The sequence below is a fragment of the Geothrix oryzisoli genome, from assembly GCF_022808865.1.
Classification (GTDB): Bacteria; Acidobacteriota; Holophagae; order Holophagales; family Holophagaceae; genus Geothrix; species Geothrix oryzisoli.
Window position 1 is genome coordinate 61,246 of record NZ_JAKZLB010000001.1, and the last position, 15,779, is coordinate 77,024.

Genomic DNA, 15,779 nt, shown 5'->3' on the forward strand with positions numbered 1-15,779 from the left:
GGTCAGTCCAGGCCCAGGAAGGCCGGCCCCGCCTGGGTGATGGAGCCCGCGCCGAAGGTGATGAGCAGATCCCCACTGCGGGTGAGGCGCTTGAGGACCTCGGGCAGATCCTCGATGCGCCCGGCCAGGTGGACGTCCTTCTGGCCGTGGGACCGCAGGGCCTCGGCCACGGCGGCACTGTCCACGCCCTGGATGGGCGGTTCGCCCGCGGGGTAGATATCCGTGACCACCACGGAATCCGCCTCGAAGAACGCCGTGCCGAACTCGTCGAGCAGGGCCTTGGTGCGGCTGTAGCGGTGCGGCTGGAAGGCCGCCACGATGCGGCGGTCCGGGAAGCCCGCGCGGGCCGCGGCGAGGGTGGCGGCGATCTCCGTGGGGTGGTGCCCGTAGTCGTCGACCACCAGCACGCCGTTCTTCTCGCCCTTGGGCTGGAAGCGCCGGTCGGCGCCCGTGAACTCGGCCAGGCTGGTGCGGATGACCTCGCGCTCCACCTCGAGCTCGAGGGCGATGCCGATGGCGGCGAGGGCGTTCAGCACCATGTGGTGGCCGGGCACGCCCAGGCTGAAGGCGCCCAGATCCTCACCGTAGGCGCGGACCTTGAAGTGGGTGTGGAAGCCCTCCTGGCGGATCTCCTGGGCCCGGATGTCCACCTGGGGGTGGGTGCCGTAGGTGCGCACTTGGCGCTTCAGGCGCGGGCGCACGGCCGCGGCGTGGGGATCGTCCATGCAGAGGAAGACAGAGCCGTAGAAGGGCACCTTGTTGGCGAACGCCACGAAGGCATCCTGGATCTCGTCCAGATCCTTGTAGTGGTCCAGGTGCTCCCGGTCGATGTTGGTGATGGTGGCCAGGGTGGGGTTCAGCATGAGGAAGCTGCCGTCGCTCTCGTCGGCCTCGGCCACCAGGACGGGGCCCTTGCCCAGCTTGGCATTGCTGCCGAGGATGCCCAGCTTGCCGCCGATGACGATGGTGGGGTCCAGGCCGCCGTGGCTGAGCACCTGGGCCACCATGCTGGTGGTGGTGGTCTTCCCGTGGGAGCCCGCCACGGCCACGCCGTATTTCATGCGCATCAGCTCCGCCAGCATCTCGCCCCGGGGGATCACCGGCACCTTGGCGGCGTGGGCGGCCACGACCTCGGGGTTGTCGCCCTTCACGGCCGAACTGATGACCACCACCTGGGCGCCTTCGATGGCCCGGCCGTCGTGGCCCAGGTGCACGGTGATGCCCAGGCTGCGGAGGCGCTGGGTCACGGCGCTTTCCTTGAGATCGGAGCCGGAGACCTTGTGACCCAGGTTGGCGAGCACCTCGGCGATGCCCGACATCCCGATGCCGCCGATGCCCACGAAATGGATGTGCTGGATCTTGCCGAACACCTTGAGTCCCCCATCTTTAGGAATTGCCAGAATACTCCAGCCGCTGGCATGGCTCTGGCTTGATAATGGCGTTCCACTGGAACCCCGGGGGTGTGCGATGAGATCCCGAAGCCCGCAATGCCACGTCGCGACCGTCTTTTCGGCCCTGCTGCTGGCTGGGGCCGTCTGTAGCGCTGCGCCACAACAGGAGCGGAGCCGTCGCGAATCGCCACAGCCCATGCGCGCCCCCGTCGACCGGCCGGCGCCGGACGCGTCCCGCCCCGTCCCGTCCGGACCCGTGTCGAGGCCGGACATGATCGACCGGTCGTCGAACCGTCCGGGGCCCCGCACCCGTCAGGTGGACCCCCGTCCGACGGCCCTGGCGCCCCCGATCAACCGCGTGAGCCTGTACCCGGGCACTCGCGTGGTGGTGCCGCCCGCCTGGAACCGCTGCACCGTCTATCCCACGGGGCTCTACTGGCGTCAGCGGGACCTCATGGCCGAGATCCAGTGGCTTTCGCGCCGGGGATTCATCCCGGTGACGCCGCTGGGCGACTCCGTGGACGCCCTGACCGACTATGTCCAGATGCCTGCCGGCTGGCGCGCCTACGGCGTCTCGGTTCCCGTGGGAGGCACGGTCCAGATCGAAGTCCAGCACGCCAAACTGGGCTGGTTCCGGCTCATGCTGGTGGACAAGTGGGGCCATCCCGGGCCCGGCATGTTGCAGGCTGCCATAGCGCCCCAGCCGATCCTTGTGACCTACAAGAACCCCAACAAGGAGGCCACCGCCGTCTACGTCATCGTGGACGACCCGGCCTGGTGGTCCGATGCGAAGAACCCCTACACCCTGGTCATCCGCCGGGACTGGGATCCGGCCAAGGTGGACCTGAGCCAGGTGAAGATGGTGGCCGGCCTGTGGGGGGCCAGCCCCAGCGTCAGCGCCGAATTCCGGGGACCCAGCCTGACCGGGCCGGCGGTGTTTCCTCACTAGAGCGGTGTTTCCTCACTAGATAGGGCCTCCAGCGAAGGAACGGCCCCGGGCGGGGCCGTTCCTTCGCATGGCTGCGCCTACTGCCAGGGACACGCCCCGGTCACCTGCATCCGGAAGGCCCGCGCATCGATGGTGAGGTCGGCGCGATCGCGCTCGGCCACGGGCTCCCCGTCGAGGTGCCAGGGCAGGGGGCGCTCCAGGCGCAGGGTGGCGCGGCGCAGGCGTCCTTCGTGGCGGAGGGGGGTATGGCCGCCCTCCCGGAACAAGGTGGGCGCTTCCGCCAGCAGGTCGAACCACGAGGGCCGGGCCAGGGTGGCCCACTGGAGGCAGCCGTCCGTGGGGTCCGCGCCCGGAGCGATCCAAAGGCCGCTGCCGTAGGTGGGCAGGTTGGCGAAGCAGAGGCTCCAGGCATGCTCCGGCAGCGCCGCTTCAGGGACCTTGAAGGCCTGCCGGAGGCGGTCGAGCCGCCCCGTGGGCTCAGGCATGGGCGCCAGTTCCGCGTCCCAGGCCAGGCCCGTCCCGGTCCAGGTGCGCCAGAGCTGCCAGCAGGCGCGGGCGTAGGTAAGGAAGCCGCGGCCGGCCATGCCGTCGAAGCGGTGGGCCACCGCGGCCTCGAAACCTGTGCCGCAGACATTCAGGAAGGGGGCCCCGTCGAGGCGGGGCAGGTCCATGCGCAGCTCCCGGCCATCCAGCAGGCGCTGCAGCGCGCCCAAAGGCTCCAGCGGCGTCCGGAGCCCCCGCACCAGGCCGTTGCCGCTGCCGCCGGGGATGGCGCCGAGGGGCACGGGGCACCCGCGATCGATCAGCGCCCTGGCCGCGTGGTGGATCGTGCCGTCCCCGCCCCAGACGATCAGGGGACCCTCCGCCCGCCGGGCCTGGTCGATGGCAGGTGCGAAGTCCCAGGGCGGGCCGAAGGGGATGGGCTCCACGCGCTCCCGGAGTTCCTTCGGCAGGGGCCGCAGCAGGGCGTCCGGATCCTTGGGGGTGGTGCCCGAGGCGGGGTTGAAGAGGATGGGCAGCCTCATGGCCGGAATCTCGCGGGGGGGGCCTCCAGCCTCAGGTCCTCGCCCGTGACGGGGTGCTTCAGACCCAGTCGCCAGGCGTGGAGCCAGAGACGGTCGGAGGGCGCGCCGCCATAGAGGGCGTCGCCGAGGATGGGCCGGCCCAGGTGGGCGAGGTGCACGCGGATCTGGTGCGTGCGGCCGGTGTGGATGCGGGCCACGAGGTAGTGGCCGGGGGTGAGGCCGGCCGTTTCTTCGTCGGTGGCGGGCCGGAAATCCGTGCGGGCGGACTTGGGCTCCAGGAGGTCGCCCTCGCAGCCGAAGCGGCCGGGATCGGCGCCGCGGATCCGGCCGATGGGGGCCTCCACGGTGCAGGCGGCCAGGGGCTCGGAGACCCTGGCGAGGTAGAGCTTCTCAAGGTCCCGGCCCGCAAAGGCCTCCGCCAGCCCTTTGTTCGCTTTCGGGTCCTTGGCCAGCACCAGCAGGCCCGAGGTGCCCTGATCCAGCCGATGGTGCAGGAAGAGCTTCAGGTCCGGACGCTGGGTCTTCAGCAGGGCCAGCAGGTCATGGCGGTCCGTGGCCCAGGTGCCCTGGGTGGCGATCCCCGCGGGCTTGTCCACCGCCAGGAGCCAGGCGTCCTCGAAGACGATGGGAATGGCCGTCGTCGGCACGGGCGGCAAGTCGGGATCGTAGGCCACGCGGACCTCGAGCCCCGGCTTCACGAGCTTGCCGGCCACCTTCAACCGCTTGCGGTCCACCTGCACGCCGCCCAGCTTCAGGGCCTCCCGGGCCGCCCGGCGGGACAGGTCCGTGCGCTTGGCGATGAGCTGGTCCAGACGCAGCTCCGCGTCCTCGGGGTCCACGGTGAAGGTCCATTTTTTCAGCGCCATGTCCCCAGGGTAGCCGCTGCGCCGGATTGCCTCAAAAAGCGAGGCGATTTCGGGGGATGAGTTTGGCATGCTGAAGGCGGAGGTTCCCCATGATCCGAATGCTCCGTGCCGGGCTGCTGATGGCCCTGGCTGTGCTGGCCACGGCTGCCGACATCCCGATGTCCGGCTTTACCTTGAAGCCCGGCTCCACGGGCCAGGCCCGAGGGCTCCGCCTGCAGGCCGCCGCGGAAGGTTCAGAGGCCGTGCTGGCCTCGGCCCCCGTGACGCTGAAGGTGGGCGAGCTGTACCGACTGAGCGCCACCATCCGCGCCGAAGGCGTGAAGGCCGACGCGCTGGCCCGGTATCCCACGGCCCTGGGCGCCTGCCTGTCCATGGAGAGCTTCCCCTTCACCAACGCCTCGCAGAGCGTGGCCGGCACCTCCGAGCGCAAGGTCTCCGTCCTGTTCCTGGCCACCGCCCCCGCGGATCGCGTGCAGCTGCACCTGGGCCGCAATGGGAAGGCCACGGGCGCCGCCATCTTCAGCGGCGTGAGACTGGAGAAGGTCGAGGACGTCACCGCCTTCATCCCCATGCAGACGGTGCGCTGGGCGGGCAAGGGCTTCCGCTACGAGATGGGCGGCTGGACCTTCCTGCACATCGAGGGCACGCCCTATGCCCGGGGCCGCCAGCACGGTGAGCTCATGGCCGAGGAGATCGTGCGCTACATGACCAAGCTCGGCGTGTTGAAGAATGCCGCCGACCCCGTCCAGGGCTGGGCCGACCAGCGCCAGATGGCGGACGCCCTCTTCTTCCGCAAGTACGACGTGGAGTATCTCGAGGAGATGAAGGGGATCGCCGATGGCGCCGCGAAGGCTGGAGTGGTGTTCAAGGGCCGCCCGGTGGATCTGCTGGACATCGTCACGCTGAACAGCGCCGTGGACATGAGCCAGCTGCGCGAAGGCCTGGCGCATGCCTCGAACCCCCTCGCCGGGCGCACCTTCATGACCGGCGACGAGGAGATGGAACAGGGCGGGAAGGGCGACCACTGCTCCTCCTTCGTGGCCACCAAGGGCGCCACCCGGTCCGGCCGCTTCATCTTCACGCAGATGTTCATGTGGAACGGCTATACGGGCACCGAGTGGAACGTGATGCTGGACATCGTTCCCGAGAAGGGCCAGCGCCTGGTGATGCAGACCTTCGCCGGCGGCATCCACAGCGGCACTGACTGGTACCTCAACGCCTCGGGCCTGGTGATGGGCGAGACCACGGTGGGCCAGACGCCCTTCAACGCCGACGGCACACCCCAGAGCAACCGCATCCGCAAGGCGGCCCAGTATGCCCATGGCATCGACGAGGCCGCCGCCATCCTCTTCAAGCAGAACAACGGCCTCTACACCAACGACTGGACCATGGCCGACACCAAGACGGACGAAGGCGCCTGCTTCCTGCTGGGCACCGAGAAGACCCGGCTGTGGCGCACCGGCACCAGGGACAAGGCCGCCGACACACCCGGGAACCACCGGGACTTCATCTGGGCCAACAACAACAACCGCGACCTTGAGGTGCGCGGGGAGTATGTGGCCAACCCCGACAATGCGCCCGCGGACCTGGCCTTCAACACCTGGAACCGCGACATCGCCTTCCAGGAGGCGTTCAAGACCTACGGGAAGGGCGGCTTCGACATCGACGCCTCCACCCGCCTGATGGCCAGCAGCCCCATCAATCGCCCCCACGCCTGCGATGCCAAGCTGACCACCTCGGAAATGGCCGAGAAGCTCGTCTTCATCGCCCATCAGGGCAAGACGACCCAGCGTGAGAAGCTGGTCGGCGGCCGCTGGATCGCGGATCTGCCGGGCGCCACGCCCCACCTGACCTACGGGTACACGGCGTTCAGCCCCATCTGGGTGACGGGCAAGCTCCAGGCCGCCCGGGTGGCCTGGAAAGAAGAGAAGCAGGCGAAGGCGGCGCCCTCGCCTGAGGTGGCTTCGGTGAAGGAGGCCTACAGCTTCGACCCGAAGGGGCTCTGGACCGGGACGGTCAGGCCCGCGTCGGATGCGGACAACTGGTTCGTCAGCGGCTCCGCGGCCTACTGGCAGCAGCTGAAGCACCTGCCGGCCACGCCGGCGAAGGCCTTCGAGGCGCAGGGCGCCGCGCTGGCCGACCTGACCACCCGCCACCTCTGGCTGGGTGCCACGGAAGGGGCCAAGGCCCCGCTGGCGACGGTCACGGACTACGACCGTTACGGCGCCTACCAGATTCCCCGCCTCCGGGGCGTCTTCGCCCTGCACCAGCTGCGCCTGCAGCTGGGCAATGGGGCCTTCGCCAAGGCCATGGGGGCCGTCCACGGCCGCTTCGCCGGGAAGGCCGCCTCCACCGCCGAGATCCTGAAGGCCCTGTCCGAAGGGGCCGGGCAGGATGTGGCGCCCATTCTGAAGCCATGGCTGGAGCGGGCCGATCTGCCCCGGCCGGGCTTCAAGGCCCGGGTGGAGAAGGTCGGCGAGGCCTACCAGGTGAAGGTCGAAGTCGACCAGACCGGCGTGGCCTATCCCTTCGTGGCCTTCGCCAGCCTGGAAACCGAAAAGGGAGCTCGGCTGGAGCGGATGGCCGTGCCGGGCCCCCGGGCCGTGTTCAGCTTCCGGAGCGAGTCGAAGCCCACGCGGATCGTCTTCAACGCTGGCCACGACCTGCCCATGCCCCGCGTCAACTTCTGGGTTCCGGGCAATGTGCTGGACGATTGGAGCGCCACCCTCCTGGTCTTCGGCACCGCCCGCGAGGTGGAGGCCCAGCGCACCCTCGCGCTGAACTATCGCGAAGCCCTGGCCGACAACATGACCGAGGTGCTGCTGCCCGTGAAACCCGATGCCGAGGTGAGCGACGCCGACCTGACCGCCCACGATCTGGTGCTCTTCGGTGGCCCGGCTGAGAACGGGATCGCCGCGCGCCTCCAGGCTGAGGGCAGGCTGCCCTTCGAGGCCGGCCCGGGCTGGTTCGTGTGGCAGGGCCGCACCTACGGCCGCCCCGACGACGGCCTCCTGGCTGCCTTCCCCAATCCCTGGAACCCCAGGCGCATGCTGGTGTTCGTCGTCGCCAACAGCCGCGTCCAGCAGTGGGCCATGACGAAGGCCGTGCCCCGGGGCCTGCCCGGCTGGACGATCTATCGGGGCAGCGAGGTCAAGGACAAGGGGCAGGCCGCAGCCGAAGGCATGGTGGCCGACCTCAAACCCTGAGAAGGTGCCGGGGTCATGGGCTAACCTGGACGGACAGCCCATGACCAACCTCTCCGACCTCATCCAGCGCCTGGCCGATTGGCTGTTCATGCCATGGATCCTGATCGTGCTGATGGGGGGCGGCGTCTTCCTGACGCTGCGGCTGGGATGGGTGCAGCTGCGCCGGTTCCGGGAGGCCCTCGGCGCGATGGTCGCCGAGCAGTCGAGGACGGCCGGTGGGCCCCTGACGCCCTTCCAGGCCTTCATGACGGCCCTGGGGGCCTCCATCGGCACCGGCAACATCGCCGGGGTGGCCACGGCCATCATCTCGGGCGGGCCGGGCGCGCTCTTCTGGATCTGGTGCTTCGGCTTCTTCGCCACCGCGATCAAGTTCTGCGAGGCGGTGCTCGGCCTCCACTTCCGCGTGGTCCACGGCGACTCCGTCCGGAGCGGGCCCATGTACTACCTGCGCGACGGGTTGAAGTCCCCGGCGCTCGCGTGGACCTTCGCCCTGGCCTCCTGCCTGGCGGCCCTCACGACGGCCCCCTTCTCGCAGCCGAACTCCATCGGGGTGGCCATGGCGCAGGTGTTTCCCGGTGGGGAAGTGAGCCTCCCCTGGCTGGGCGGCGTGTCACGGACCGCCCTCTTCACGGGGCTGGCCGTGTGCGTCCTCACCTGGGCGGTGGTCATCGGCGGGATCAAAACCATCGGCCGGGTGGCGGAAAAGCTCGCCCCGCTCAAGGTCGGCCTCTACCTCCTCGGCGGCCTGATCGTCCTCCTCACGCACCTCCCGGCGCTGCCGGGCGTGCTGGCCACGGTGTTCCGGGAGGCCTTCTCCTTCCGGGCCGCGGGCGGCACGGCAGCGGGCCTGGGTGTCGTCATCGCCATGCGGTACGGCGTGGCGCGGGGCGTGTATGCCAACGAGGCGGGCTACGGCTCGGCGGCCATGGCCTACGGCACGGCCCGGAGCGACCGCCCCGACCGGCAGGGGCTCAACGCCGTCATGGAGACCTTCATCATCTCCTGTGTGACCTCGTCCATCAGCGCGCTGACGATCCTCGTGAGCGGCGTGGCCCAGCGGTCCATCGCGGCCATCCGGGCGGGCGGCGCGGGCCTGACCAGCACGGCCGCCGTGGCGGCCGCCTTCAACACCTCGATGCCCACCCTGGGCGGGTGGATCGTCGCCTTCTGCTCGTTCCTCTTCGGCTACACGACCCTCATCGGGTGGGCCTTCTTCGGCGAGCAGGCGATGGAATACCTGTTCCGCGGCCGGGGGACGAAGGCCTACCGCTGGGTCTACTGCCTGCTGATCCCCTTCGGAGCCATCGCCAAGCCCTCCGCCGTCTGGGCCTGGGGTGACCTCATGAGCGTGGTGCAGGTCTTCCCGAACATGATCGGTCTGGTGGGCCTGGTGGGTCTCGCGGCCCGTTACGCCACGTCGAAGGAGGCCTGAAGCGCGGGGTCGCCCGTCGGGACCGGGCTCAGATCGAGTAGCCCTGGCTGTCCACTTCCAGCGCCTGGTGCCGGTCGGCGAGGTCGGCCAGCGTGGTGCCCCGGAGGACCACCCGGGCGGCCTCGGTGCTGCGGGACCAGAGCTCGCGGATGGCGCGGGCGCCGGAAGTCGCATCGGCGGGCAGGCCGCCGGTGGTGAAGCGGCCTTCAAGGGCCTCCAGCACCTCCAGGGCCGTGATGTGGCTGGGGTGGCGTGTCAGCTCGCAGCCGCCATTGGGGCCGCGCTGCACCTTGACCAGGCCGGCGGCCTTGAGGTTCCCCAGGAGCACGCGGAGGAACTTGACCGGGAGCGCCTGACGCTCGGCGATGTCCGCCATCAGGACCGGGCCCCGGCCCGCATGGAGGGCCAGTTCCACCATGAGCAGCAGCCCGTAGCGCCCTTTGGCTGAACCCTTCAACATGCGGCCTCCCCGGACAGTCTAGCGGTCGTCTGAAATGCATAATAAAAATAATTAACAAACTTGACAATATGGGTTTCCCTCCCATACTTCTCCATTCCGGGCCGCGCCCGAACTCGAAGGAGCCCCCATGAGCAAGTCGGCCCGCCCCACCGACCGCCCCAACCGCGTCGAGCACGCGTACGAACTGGTGGGCTACACCCCCGTCGTGCGCCTGAACCGCGTGGTGCCCAAGGGCTCGGCCAAGGTCTATGTGAAGCTGGAAAGCGCCAATCCCGGCGGCAGCGTGAAGGACCGCATCGCCCTGAGCATGATCCAGGATGCCGAGGCCCGCGGCGCGCTGAAGCCCGGCATGACGCTGCTGGAGGCCACCAGCGGCAACACCGGCATCGGCCTCGCCTTCGTGGCCGCGGCCAAGGGCTACAAGATCACGCTGGTGATGCCCGACACCATGACGCAGGAGCGCCGCTCCTTGCTGAAGGCCTATGGTGCGGAGCTGCTGCTGACGCCCGGCTCCGGGGGCATGAAGGCCGCCGTGGACAAGGCCCAGGAACTGGCGGATGGCGATCCGTCCTACTTCCTGGTGCGCCAGTTCGAGAATCCCGCCAACCCCGCCGTTCATCGCCGCACCACGGCCCTGGAGATCCTGGAGCAGGTGCCGGAGCTGGATGCCTTCGTCGCGGGCGTGGGCACCGGCGGCACCGTGACCGGCGTGGGCGAGGTGCTGGCGGAGAAGAAGCCCGGCACCCTCGTGGTGGCCGTGGAGCCCGAGACCTCGCCCCTGCTGAGCGAAGGGAAGGCCGGCCCGCACAAGCTCCAGGGCCTGGGGCCGAACTTCGTGCCGGGCATCCTCAACAAGAAGGCCTTCCAGCGCGTCCGCCCCGTGGGCTATGACGATGCCATCGCCATCACCCGCCGCCTGGCCCGGGAGGAGGGCCTGCTGACGGGCATCAGCACCGGCGCCATCGTCTTCGCGGCGCTGGAGGTGGCCAAGGAGCTGGGTGAGGGCAAGACCGTGGTGGCCGTGCTCTGCGACACCGGCGAGCGCTACCTGACGCACCCGCTGTTCGCGGAGATCGATGGGCCGGCGCTCTGATGGGTCGACCGGCGTTCCGCCCGGGCCCGAGCTGCCCCATCTCCCGGGACCTCACGGACGAGACGGCCGGCCGTTTCGCCGCCTTCCTGTCGCTGGCGGTGCTGGCCCTGGCCGCGGGGTTCGGCCTAGGCTGGGCGGTTCTGCTGCTGGCCGCCGACTTCGCCCTGCGCGCCCTGGGGCGCCCGGCCCTCAGTCCGGTGGCGCGCGCGGCGGGCCTCCTGCGCCGCCGGGCTGGACTGGCCGAACGGAAGATCAATGCCGGACCCAAGCGCTTCGCAGCCTCGGTGGGGTTCCTGTTCTCCCTGGGGATCGGCCTGGCGCTGCTGGCCGGACAGCGGGGTCTGGGCCTCGGCCTGGCCGCGGTCCTCGGGGTCTGCGCGGGGCTGGAAGCCTTCTTCGGCTTCTGTCTGGCCTGCCAGGTCCATCCCTGGCTGCCCTGGGTCCACACCGCCACCGTCCGGCCCCTCTCCGGCGGAGTCGACGAACCGGCGCGCTGAGCGGCGCCCCGTCCTATCCTTGAGGCTGCCACCGAGGTGCCCAACATGCGGTTCGCAGCCTTCCCGCTCGTCCTGATCCTGCTTCCTGTGCAGGCCGCCCCCGGGGAGGCCAGGAAGGCCACGGCCTTCGAGCGGGCGGTGGTCCAGGAGATGAGCGACGCCCGCGTCCAGCCGAAGGCCTACGCGAAGCACCTGCGCGAGCTGCGGCCATATTTCGAGGGCACGCTCTGGAACCGGCCAGGGCGCGTGCCGTTGCGGACGGAGGAGGGCGTTGCGGCCCTGGACGAGGCCATCGCCTTCCTGGAATCCACGCGGCCCGTGGGCCCCTTGCGCTTCAACGAGGGCCTCGCCCTGGCGGCCCGGCTGCATGCGCAGGACATCGGGCCCAGGGGCAGCCTCGAGCACACGGGCTCCGACGGCAGCCGCCTCTCGGGCCGCCTCAACCGGCTGGGCCGCTGGCAGGGGCTCGTCGCGGAGAACATCAGTACGGGAGAGGAGGACGCCCGCCAGGTGGTGATCCAGCTCCTGATCGACGACGGTGTGGCCAGCCGCGGCCACCGGAAGAACCTCTTCAACCCGGACCTCCACCAGGCTGGTGCCGGCGCGGCGCCCCATCGGGAGTACCGCACCGTGACGGTGATCGATTATGCCGATGGGTTCGTGGCGGGGCGGTAGGGCAGGGGAGATGGGCCGGCCCCCGGACGCGCAGGCGCAGGGCGGCCGGTGGCGCGGGCCGCTTCTGGCCGGGCTCCTGGGCGCTTCGCTGCTGGCGGGGCCTCCCTTCTCCACCGATGATCCGGAGCCGGTGGAGTACCACCACATGGAGCTGTACCTGAGCTGGCTGGGCCTCCGGACGCCCGGCGGCGCCACGGGCAGCCTGCCCCTGGTGGAGTTCAACGACGGCATCCTGCCCGAAACGCAGTTCCACATCGTGGCCCCCTTGGCCTACGCCAAGCCCGCGGGTGGGCCCGTGACGCGGGGGTACGGGGATACCGAGATCGGACTCAAGGTCCGGGTCCTGCGCGAAACGGACATGCGGCCCCAGGTGGGCGTCTTCCCCCTGGTGGAGGTTCCCACGGGAGCGGCTGACCGGGGGCTGGGCGCGGGGCACACCCAGGTGTACCTCCCGATCTGGCTCCAGAAGAGCTGGGGTTCCTGGACCAGCTACGGCGGGTACGGCTGGTGGCGGAACCCGGGGGACGGCCGGCGCAACTGGCACTACCTCGGGTGGCTGCTCCAGCGCGATCTGTCGGGCTGGGCCACCGTGGGCGGAGAGGTGTTCCGGCGCTCCCCGGCCACCTTGGGTGGACGGGCCTCCGAGGGGTTCAACCTCGGGGCCATCTTCAACCTGTCGGAGCGGGACCACCTCCTGGTCAGCGCCGGCCGGAACCTGTCGGGCGACCGGGAGACCCACCTCTACCTCGGCTATCAGGTGACCCTCGACCTGGAAGGCGCACGCCTCCGCCCCTCCCAGAGCAGGGGCGGTCAGCCCTGAACGGCTTTCTGCTAGCCTGGGAGCCATCCCTCGGGTGAATGATGGCTTTCCTTGCGCGGCTGGGAGCGCCGGTGCGCGGCTTCCTGGAGTTCCTGGGCGACCAGGCACACCTGGTGTGGCGGACCCTGCGTTCCGGGCTGGCGCTCCGATCCGGCCAGCTGGCGGTGGTGGGCGGGCAGACGAAGCTCCAGATCCGCTTCACGGGCCTCGACGCCGGGGTGCTCGTGATGGGCACGGCCCTGCTGCTCGGGGCGGTGACACTCATCCAGGCCTTCAGCCAGCTCTCGGGCCTGGGCGCGGAGAACTACATCGGCACGCTCATGGTGCTCATCATCCTGCGGGAGCTGGGCCCGCTGCTGACGGCCGTGCTGGTCATCGGCCGCAGCGCCACGGCGATCGCCGCGGAACTGGGGGCCATGCAGCTCAACGGCGAAGTCGACGCTCTCGCCGTCCACGGGGTGGATCCCTACCGGTATCTGCTGCTGCCCCGCTGGCTGGGGGTGCTGGTGTCGGTCTTCGCCCTGGTGGTGTTCTTCGACGCCGCGGCCCTGGGCGGCGGCTTCCTGGTGGCCCGCCTGAAGTACGGCGTCACCTGGGGCTTCTTCATGGAATCGGTGCGACAGGCACTGTCAAACCGGGATTTCGCGGCGACCCTGCTGAAAGTGGTCTTCATCTCCGGCGCCATCACCTTCCACGCCTGCCACTTCGGGCTCCGCGTCCAGCGCAGCCAGACCGAGATCCCGCAAGCCGTCACCAGGACCGTGGTATCGGCCCTGGTGGCCGTGTTCGTCATCGACGGCCTCATCGCCGCACTCCTCTACTTCTGATGATCCAGGCCCGGGGCGTCACCTGCGAAGCGCCCGATGGGCGATGCCTGCTGGAGCGGATGGATCTGCAGGTGCCGGAGGGCGGGAACCTCCTGGTGACGGGCCCCAGCGGCTCCGGGAAGAGCCGCCTGCTGAGGGTGCTTGCGGGGACGGAAAGGCCCCGGAGTGGAGCACTCCGGATTGCGGGCATTGCCGTCTGGCCTGGTGACGGAGCCCTCCCGCTGGCCGGGCGCGTGCGCCTGGGCTTCGCCTTCGCCGCGGGCGGATTGCTGTCGAACCTCAGCCTGGAGGACAACGTGGCCCTGCCCCTGCGCTTCCTGGGCCTGGGAAAGCCCGAAGTCGCCCGGCGGACCGCGGACGCCCTGGCGCGGCTCGATCTCGAGGCCGTGGCGGGGCTCCGTCCCCATGCCGTGAGCGGCGCGGCCCGCAAGCACACGAACCTGGCCCGCGTTCTGGCCCTCGAGCCGCAGCTGGTCCTGCTGGACGATCCCCTGGACGGCCTCGACACTGTGGACCGGGCCGTGGCGCTGGAGCTGATCCGGGCCTGGGCCGGGAACTCTGGCCGCACGCTCGTGGTGGCCGCGGAGGACGCCCAGGCCTTTCCCTGGCTGGCGTCGAACTCCATCCAGCTGGCCCTGGCGGCCACATCTCCGGAGCCAAGATGAACTTCGAGAAGCAGGATGCCCGCCTCGGGCTCTTCGTCATCCTGGCCCTGGCCCTCTTTGCCGGCGTGCTGGCCTACAAGAACGCCCGTGCCGTGACGGAGAAATCGTATCCGCTGGTGGTCCGTCTGGATCAGATGGAAGGACTGGTGCCCGGTACCGACGTGCAGCTGAAGGGCTATCGGGTGGGCGCCGTGGAGCGGGTGGACATGCGCCAGGAAGGCTCGGACTACGACTTCCTGGCCACCCTGGCCGTGCGCGCGGACATCCGGCTGTGGCGAGGCACCCGCGCGGTGGTGGCGCCCAAGGGGGTGGGCAGCGTGATGCTCGACCTGCGCCTGCCCCCGCCCGGGGAACGCCTGGTGCTGCTGGCGCCAGGCGAGCAGATCCCAGGGGAGGAGGGCGTATCCCTGGGCGGTGTGCTGGAGCGTGCCGACCGCCTGCTGGCGAACCTGAATGCCTCTCTCGACACCGTGCGTGAGCGCCTCCGGCAGAAGGGGCTGGGGGACCTGCTGGAGCACCCCTCCGTGGCCCAGGCCCTGCGCTCCCTGGATGCCACCCTGCGCGAGTTCCAGGCCCTGGCCCGGGAGGGGCGGGGCCTGGCCTCCCATGCGGACCGCAGCATGGGGGAGGCCGACAAGGCCCTGGAGGACCTGGAGCGGAGCCTGGCCGTGACCCGGGGACTCCTGGAGAAGCGGGCCCCGGAGCTGGACCAGATCCTGATGAGCCTGGCCTCGGCCCTCCAGCAGTCGGACGCGCTGCTGACGCGGTTCCGGGCGGAGGACCAGCCCGAGCTGGAGGCCAGCCTCAAGGCGCTGCGGCGGTCCCTGGATTCCGCGGAGGAACTGCTGCAACTGCTGAAACAGAAGCCCAGCCGGGTCATCTGGGGCACCCCTGGTCAAGCTGAGCGGGAGAAGGCCCGGAAGGCACTGGAGGCGGCCAAGGCTGTACCGCCACCGAAGTAGCTGGGGCCTCGGCGCATAGGTGGCGGGACCGGCTGGTTCGAATTTTGCGACCTTGTTTCAGGCTCAACTGGGCCCATCCTGGGGGTCTCTTTCCAGGGGGCCCCGTGGCTTGCGGGACCCTTGTGGGTGTCCTACACGCGCTTCCCGTCGGAGGCCGGTCCTTCGTTTGGGACAGCGCCTGATCCAGCAGGAGGATCCATGGGCAGCATCGCAACCATCCACAACGGCGTGAATGTGGATGCCCTCAACACCACCGTCTCGATGGTGAAGGCCAATCCCGCCCTCGCCAAGTTCACCTTCCGGTCCAAGGCCAAATGGATCAACGGAGCCCACTCCCAGAGCACCTTCGATTCGCTCTACGGGGCAGGCATGGAGCACAAGCGGAGCACGCCGATGTTCCTCGAAGCGGACGAGCCCGAGGCCCTCCTGGGGACCGACTTGGCGCCCAATGCCGGGGAGGCGGCGCTCCACGCCCTCAGCGCCTGCCTGAGCGTGACCTACGCCTATAACGCCACGGCGATGGGCCTGGACATCAGCAGCCTGAGCTTCGACATGGAGACCGACTCGGATCTCCAGGGCTTCCTGGAACTGGACAAGAACATCCGGCCCGGTCTGTCCCAGATCCGGGTGAAGGTGAACCTCGCCTGCAGCGGCACCCCGGCCCAGATCCAGGAACTCCACGATCGGGTGATCCGCACCTCGCCGCTCTACGACACCTTCAAGAATCCCGTGGACATCAAGATGAGCCACTGAGGGCTCAGTCCACTGCAGGTGCAGGTCTGTTCTGAGCGGGGCGGTGTGGCCTGGGCCAGCCGCCCCGCTGCGATGTACGGGATCCCTCCGGGCGATGGAGGTGGATCCGGATCGAACGGAAGACGAGGGGCAGCGGCCCTGAAGCGGGCACTCGCGTC

15 protein-coding genes are annotated in these 15,779 nt (G+C 69.9%); 11 read left to right on the forward strand and 4 right to left on the reverse strand.

All coding sequences use genetic code 11. The features are described 5' to 3' along the window. Nucleotides 1-2 precede the first annotated feature (2 nt). Entirely contained in the window at nt 3-1,370 is a 1,368-nt protein-coding gene (gene murC / locus MLE43_RS00265) for a UDP-N-acetylmuramate--L-alanine ligase (protein ID WP_243300622.1), read from the reverse strand. Between the two features lie 292 nt (nt 1,371-1,662). Between murC and MLE43_RS00270 the strand changes: the two genes are divergently transcribed. Beyond that, nucleotides 1,663-2,340 (forward strand): hypothetical protein, encoded by a 678-nt coding sequence (locus tag MLE43_RS00270; protein ID WP_243300623.1) that lies wholly within the window; start codon nt 1,663-1,665, stop codon nt 2,338-2,340. Nucleotides 2,341-2,417: 77 nt separating this feature from the next. Here MLE43_RS00270 and MLE43_RS00275 read toward each other — a convergent pair whose 3' ends face one another. Together MLE43_RS00275 and MLE43_RS00280 are read right to left on the reverse strand one after the other, a co-directional pair. Next, a complete protein-coding gene (locus MLE43_RS00275) occupies nt 2,418-3,365 on the reverse strand; it encodes a diacylglycerol/lipid kinase family protein (RefSeq protein ID WP_243300624.1) in 948 nt (315 codons plus the stop codon). Further along, nucleotides 3,362-4,231: an RluA family pseudouridine synthase gene (locus tag MLE43_RS00280; RefSeq protein WP_243300625.1), complete on the reverse strand. Its 870-nt coding sequence runs from the start codon at nt 4,229-4,231 to the stop codon at nt 3,362-3,364. The genes MLE43_RS00275 and MLE43_RS00280 overlap by 4 nt, the downstream gene beginning before the upstream one ends. Nucleotides 4,232-4,320: 89 nt before the next feature. Here MLE43_RS00280 and MLE43_RS00285 point away from each other — a divergent pair, with 89 nt between their 5' ends. Together MLE43_RS00285 and MLE43_RS00290 are read left to right on the forward strand one after the other, a co-directional pair. Beyond that, the gene (locus tag MLE43_RS00285) at nt 4,321-7,437 is read left to right on the forward strand and encodes a C45 family autoproteolytic acyltransferase/hydrolase (protein WP_243300626.1); all 3,117 of its coding nucleotides are present in this window, start codon (nt 4,321-4,323) and stop codon (nt 7,435-7,437) included. A gap of 40 nt (nt 7,438-7,477) precedes the next feature. Then, nucleotides 7,478-8,869, forward strand: a complete 1,392-nt coding sequence (locus tag MLE43_RS00290) for an alanine/glycine:cation symporter family protein (RefSeq protein ID WP_243300627.1) — start codon at nt 7,478-7,480, stop codon at nt 8,867-8,869. A 28-nt stretch (nt 8,870-8,897) separates the two neighbouring features. Here the strand turns inward: MLE43_RS00290 and MLE43_RS00295 are convergent, their stop codons facing one another. Further along, nucleotides 8,898-9,329, reverse strand: coding sequence for an RrF2 family transcriptional regulator (locus MLE43_RS00295; protein WP_243300628.1), 432 nt, complete (start codon nt 9,327-9,329; stop codon nt 8,898-8,900). 127 nt (nt 9,330-9,456) lie between these two features. Here MLE43_RS00295 and cysK point away from each other — a divergent pair, with 127 nt between their 5' ends. From cysK to MLE43_RS00340, 8 genes are all read left to right on the forward strand, one after another. Next, complete coding sequence (gene cysK / locus MLE43_RS00300) at nt 9,457-10,422, forward strand: cysteine synthase A (RefSeq protein WP_243300629.1); 966 nt, start codon at nt 9,457-9,459, stop codon at nt 10,420-10,422. Then, nucleotides 10,422-10,919, forward strand: a complete 498-nt coding sequence (locus tag MLE43_RS00305; RefSeq protein ID WP_243300630.1) for a DUF4395 domain-containing protein — start codon at nt 10,422-10,424, stop codon at nt 10,917-10,919. Before cysK ends, MLE43_RS00305 begins: the two co-directional genes overlap by 1 nt. 45 nt (nt 10,920-10,964) lie before the next feature. Further along, nucleotides 10,965-11,594, forward strand: a complete 630-nt coding sequence (locus MLE43_RS00310) for a CAP domain-containing protein (protein ID WP_243300631.1) — start codon at nt 10,965-10,967, stop codon at nt 11,592-11,594. Nucleotides 11,595-11,604: 10 nt separating this feature from the next. After that, on the forward strand, nt 11,605-12,414 hold the full coding sequence (locus tag MLE43_RS00315) for a transporter (protein WP_243300632.1): 810 nt from the start codon (nt 11,605-11,607) through the stop codon (nt 12,412-12,414). A 38-nt stretch (nt 12,415-12,452) separates the two neighbouring features. Then, complete coding sequence (locus MLE43_RS00320; protein ID WP_243300633.1) at nt 12,453-13,241, forward strand: MlaE family ABC transporter permease; 789 nt, start codon at nt 12,453-12,455, stop codon at nt 13,239-13,241. A gap of 59 nt (nt 13,242-13,300) precedes the next feature. Then, nucleotides 13,301-13,906: an ATP-binding cassette domain-containing protein gene (locus MLE43_RS00325; protein WP_243300634.1), complete on the forward strand. Its 606-nt coding sequence runs from the start codon at nt 13,301-13,303 to the stop codon at nt 13,904-13,906. Next, the gene (locus tag MLE43_RS14735; RefSeq protein ID WP_275975976.1) at nt 13,903-14,868 is read left to right on the forward strand and encodes an MlaD family protein; all 966 of its coding nucleotides are present in this window, start codon (nt 13,903-13,905) and stop codon (nt 14,866-14,868) included. Before MLE43_RS00325 ends, MLE43_RS14735 begins: the two co-directional genes overlap by 4 nt. 198 nt (nt 14,869-15,066) lie before the next feature. Then, nucleotides 15,067-15,621: an OsmC family protein gene (locus MLE43_RS00340; RefSeq protein ID WP_243300635.1), complete on the forward strand. Its 555-nt coding sequence runs from the start codon at nt 15,067-15,069 to the stop codon at nt 15,619-15,621. Nucleotides 15,622-15,779: the final 158 nt, after the last annotated feature.

Bases quoted from the DNA above. Each gene is read 5' to 3' on its own strand.
- MLE43_RS00270 (WP_243300623.1), top strand. From the start codon at position 1,663: ATGATCGACCGGTCGTCGAACCGTCCGGGGCCCCGCACCCGTCAGGTG.
- MLE43_RS00275 (WP_243300624.1), bottom strand. From the start codon at position 3,365: ATGAGGCTGCCCATCCTCTTCAACCCCGCCTCGGGCACCACCCCCAAG.
- MLE43_RS00280 (WP_243300625.1), bottom strand. From the start codon at position 4,231: ATGGCGCTGAAAAAATGGACCTTCACCGTGGACCCCGAGGACGCGGAG.
- MLE43_RS00285 (WP_243300626.1), top strand. From the start codon at position 4,321: ATGATCCGAATGCTCCGTGCCGGGCTGCTGATGGCCCTGGCTGTGCTG.
- MLE43_RS00290 (WP_243300627.1), top strand. From the start codon at position 7,478: ATGACCAACCTCTCCGACCTCATCCAGCGCCTGGCCGATTGGCTGTTC.
- MLE43_RS00295 (WP_243300628.1), bottom strand. From the start codon at position 9,329: ATGTTGAAGGGTTCAGCCAAAGGGCGCTACGGGCTGCTGCTCATGGTG.
- cysK (WP_243300629.1), top strand. From the start codon at position 9,457: ATGAGCAAGTCGGCCCGCCCCACCGACCGCCCCAACCGCGTCGAGCAC.
- MLE43_RS00305 (WP_243300630.1), top strand. From the start codon at position 10,422: ATGGGTCGACCGGCGTTCCGCCCGGGCCCGAGCTGCCCCATCTCCCGG.
- MLE43_RS00310 (WP_243300631.1), top strand. From the start codon at position 10,965: ATGCGGTTCGCAGCCTTCCCGCTCGTCCTGATCCTGCTTCCTGTGCAG.
- MLE43_RS00315 (WP_243300632.1), top strand. From the start codon at position 11,605: ATGGGCCGGCCCCCGGACGCGCAGGCGCAGGGCGGCCGGTGGCGCGGG.
- MLE43_RS00320 (WP_243300633.1), top strand. From the start codon at position 12,453: ATGATGGCTTTCCTTGCGCGGCTGGGAGCGCCGGTGCGCGGCTTCCTG.
- MLE43_RS00325 (WP_243300634.1), top strand. From the start codon at position 13,301: ATGGATCTGCAGGTGCCGGAGGGCGGGAACCTCCTGGTGACGGGCCCC.
- MLE43_RS14735 (WP_275975976.1), top strand. From the start codon at position 13,903: ATGAACTTCGAGAAGCAGGATGCCCGCCTCGGGCTCTTCGTCATCCTG.
- MLE43_RS00340 (WP_243300635.1), top strand. From the start codon at position 15,067: ATGGGCAGCATCGCAACCATCCACAACGGCGTGAATGTGGATGCCCTC.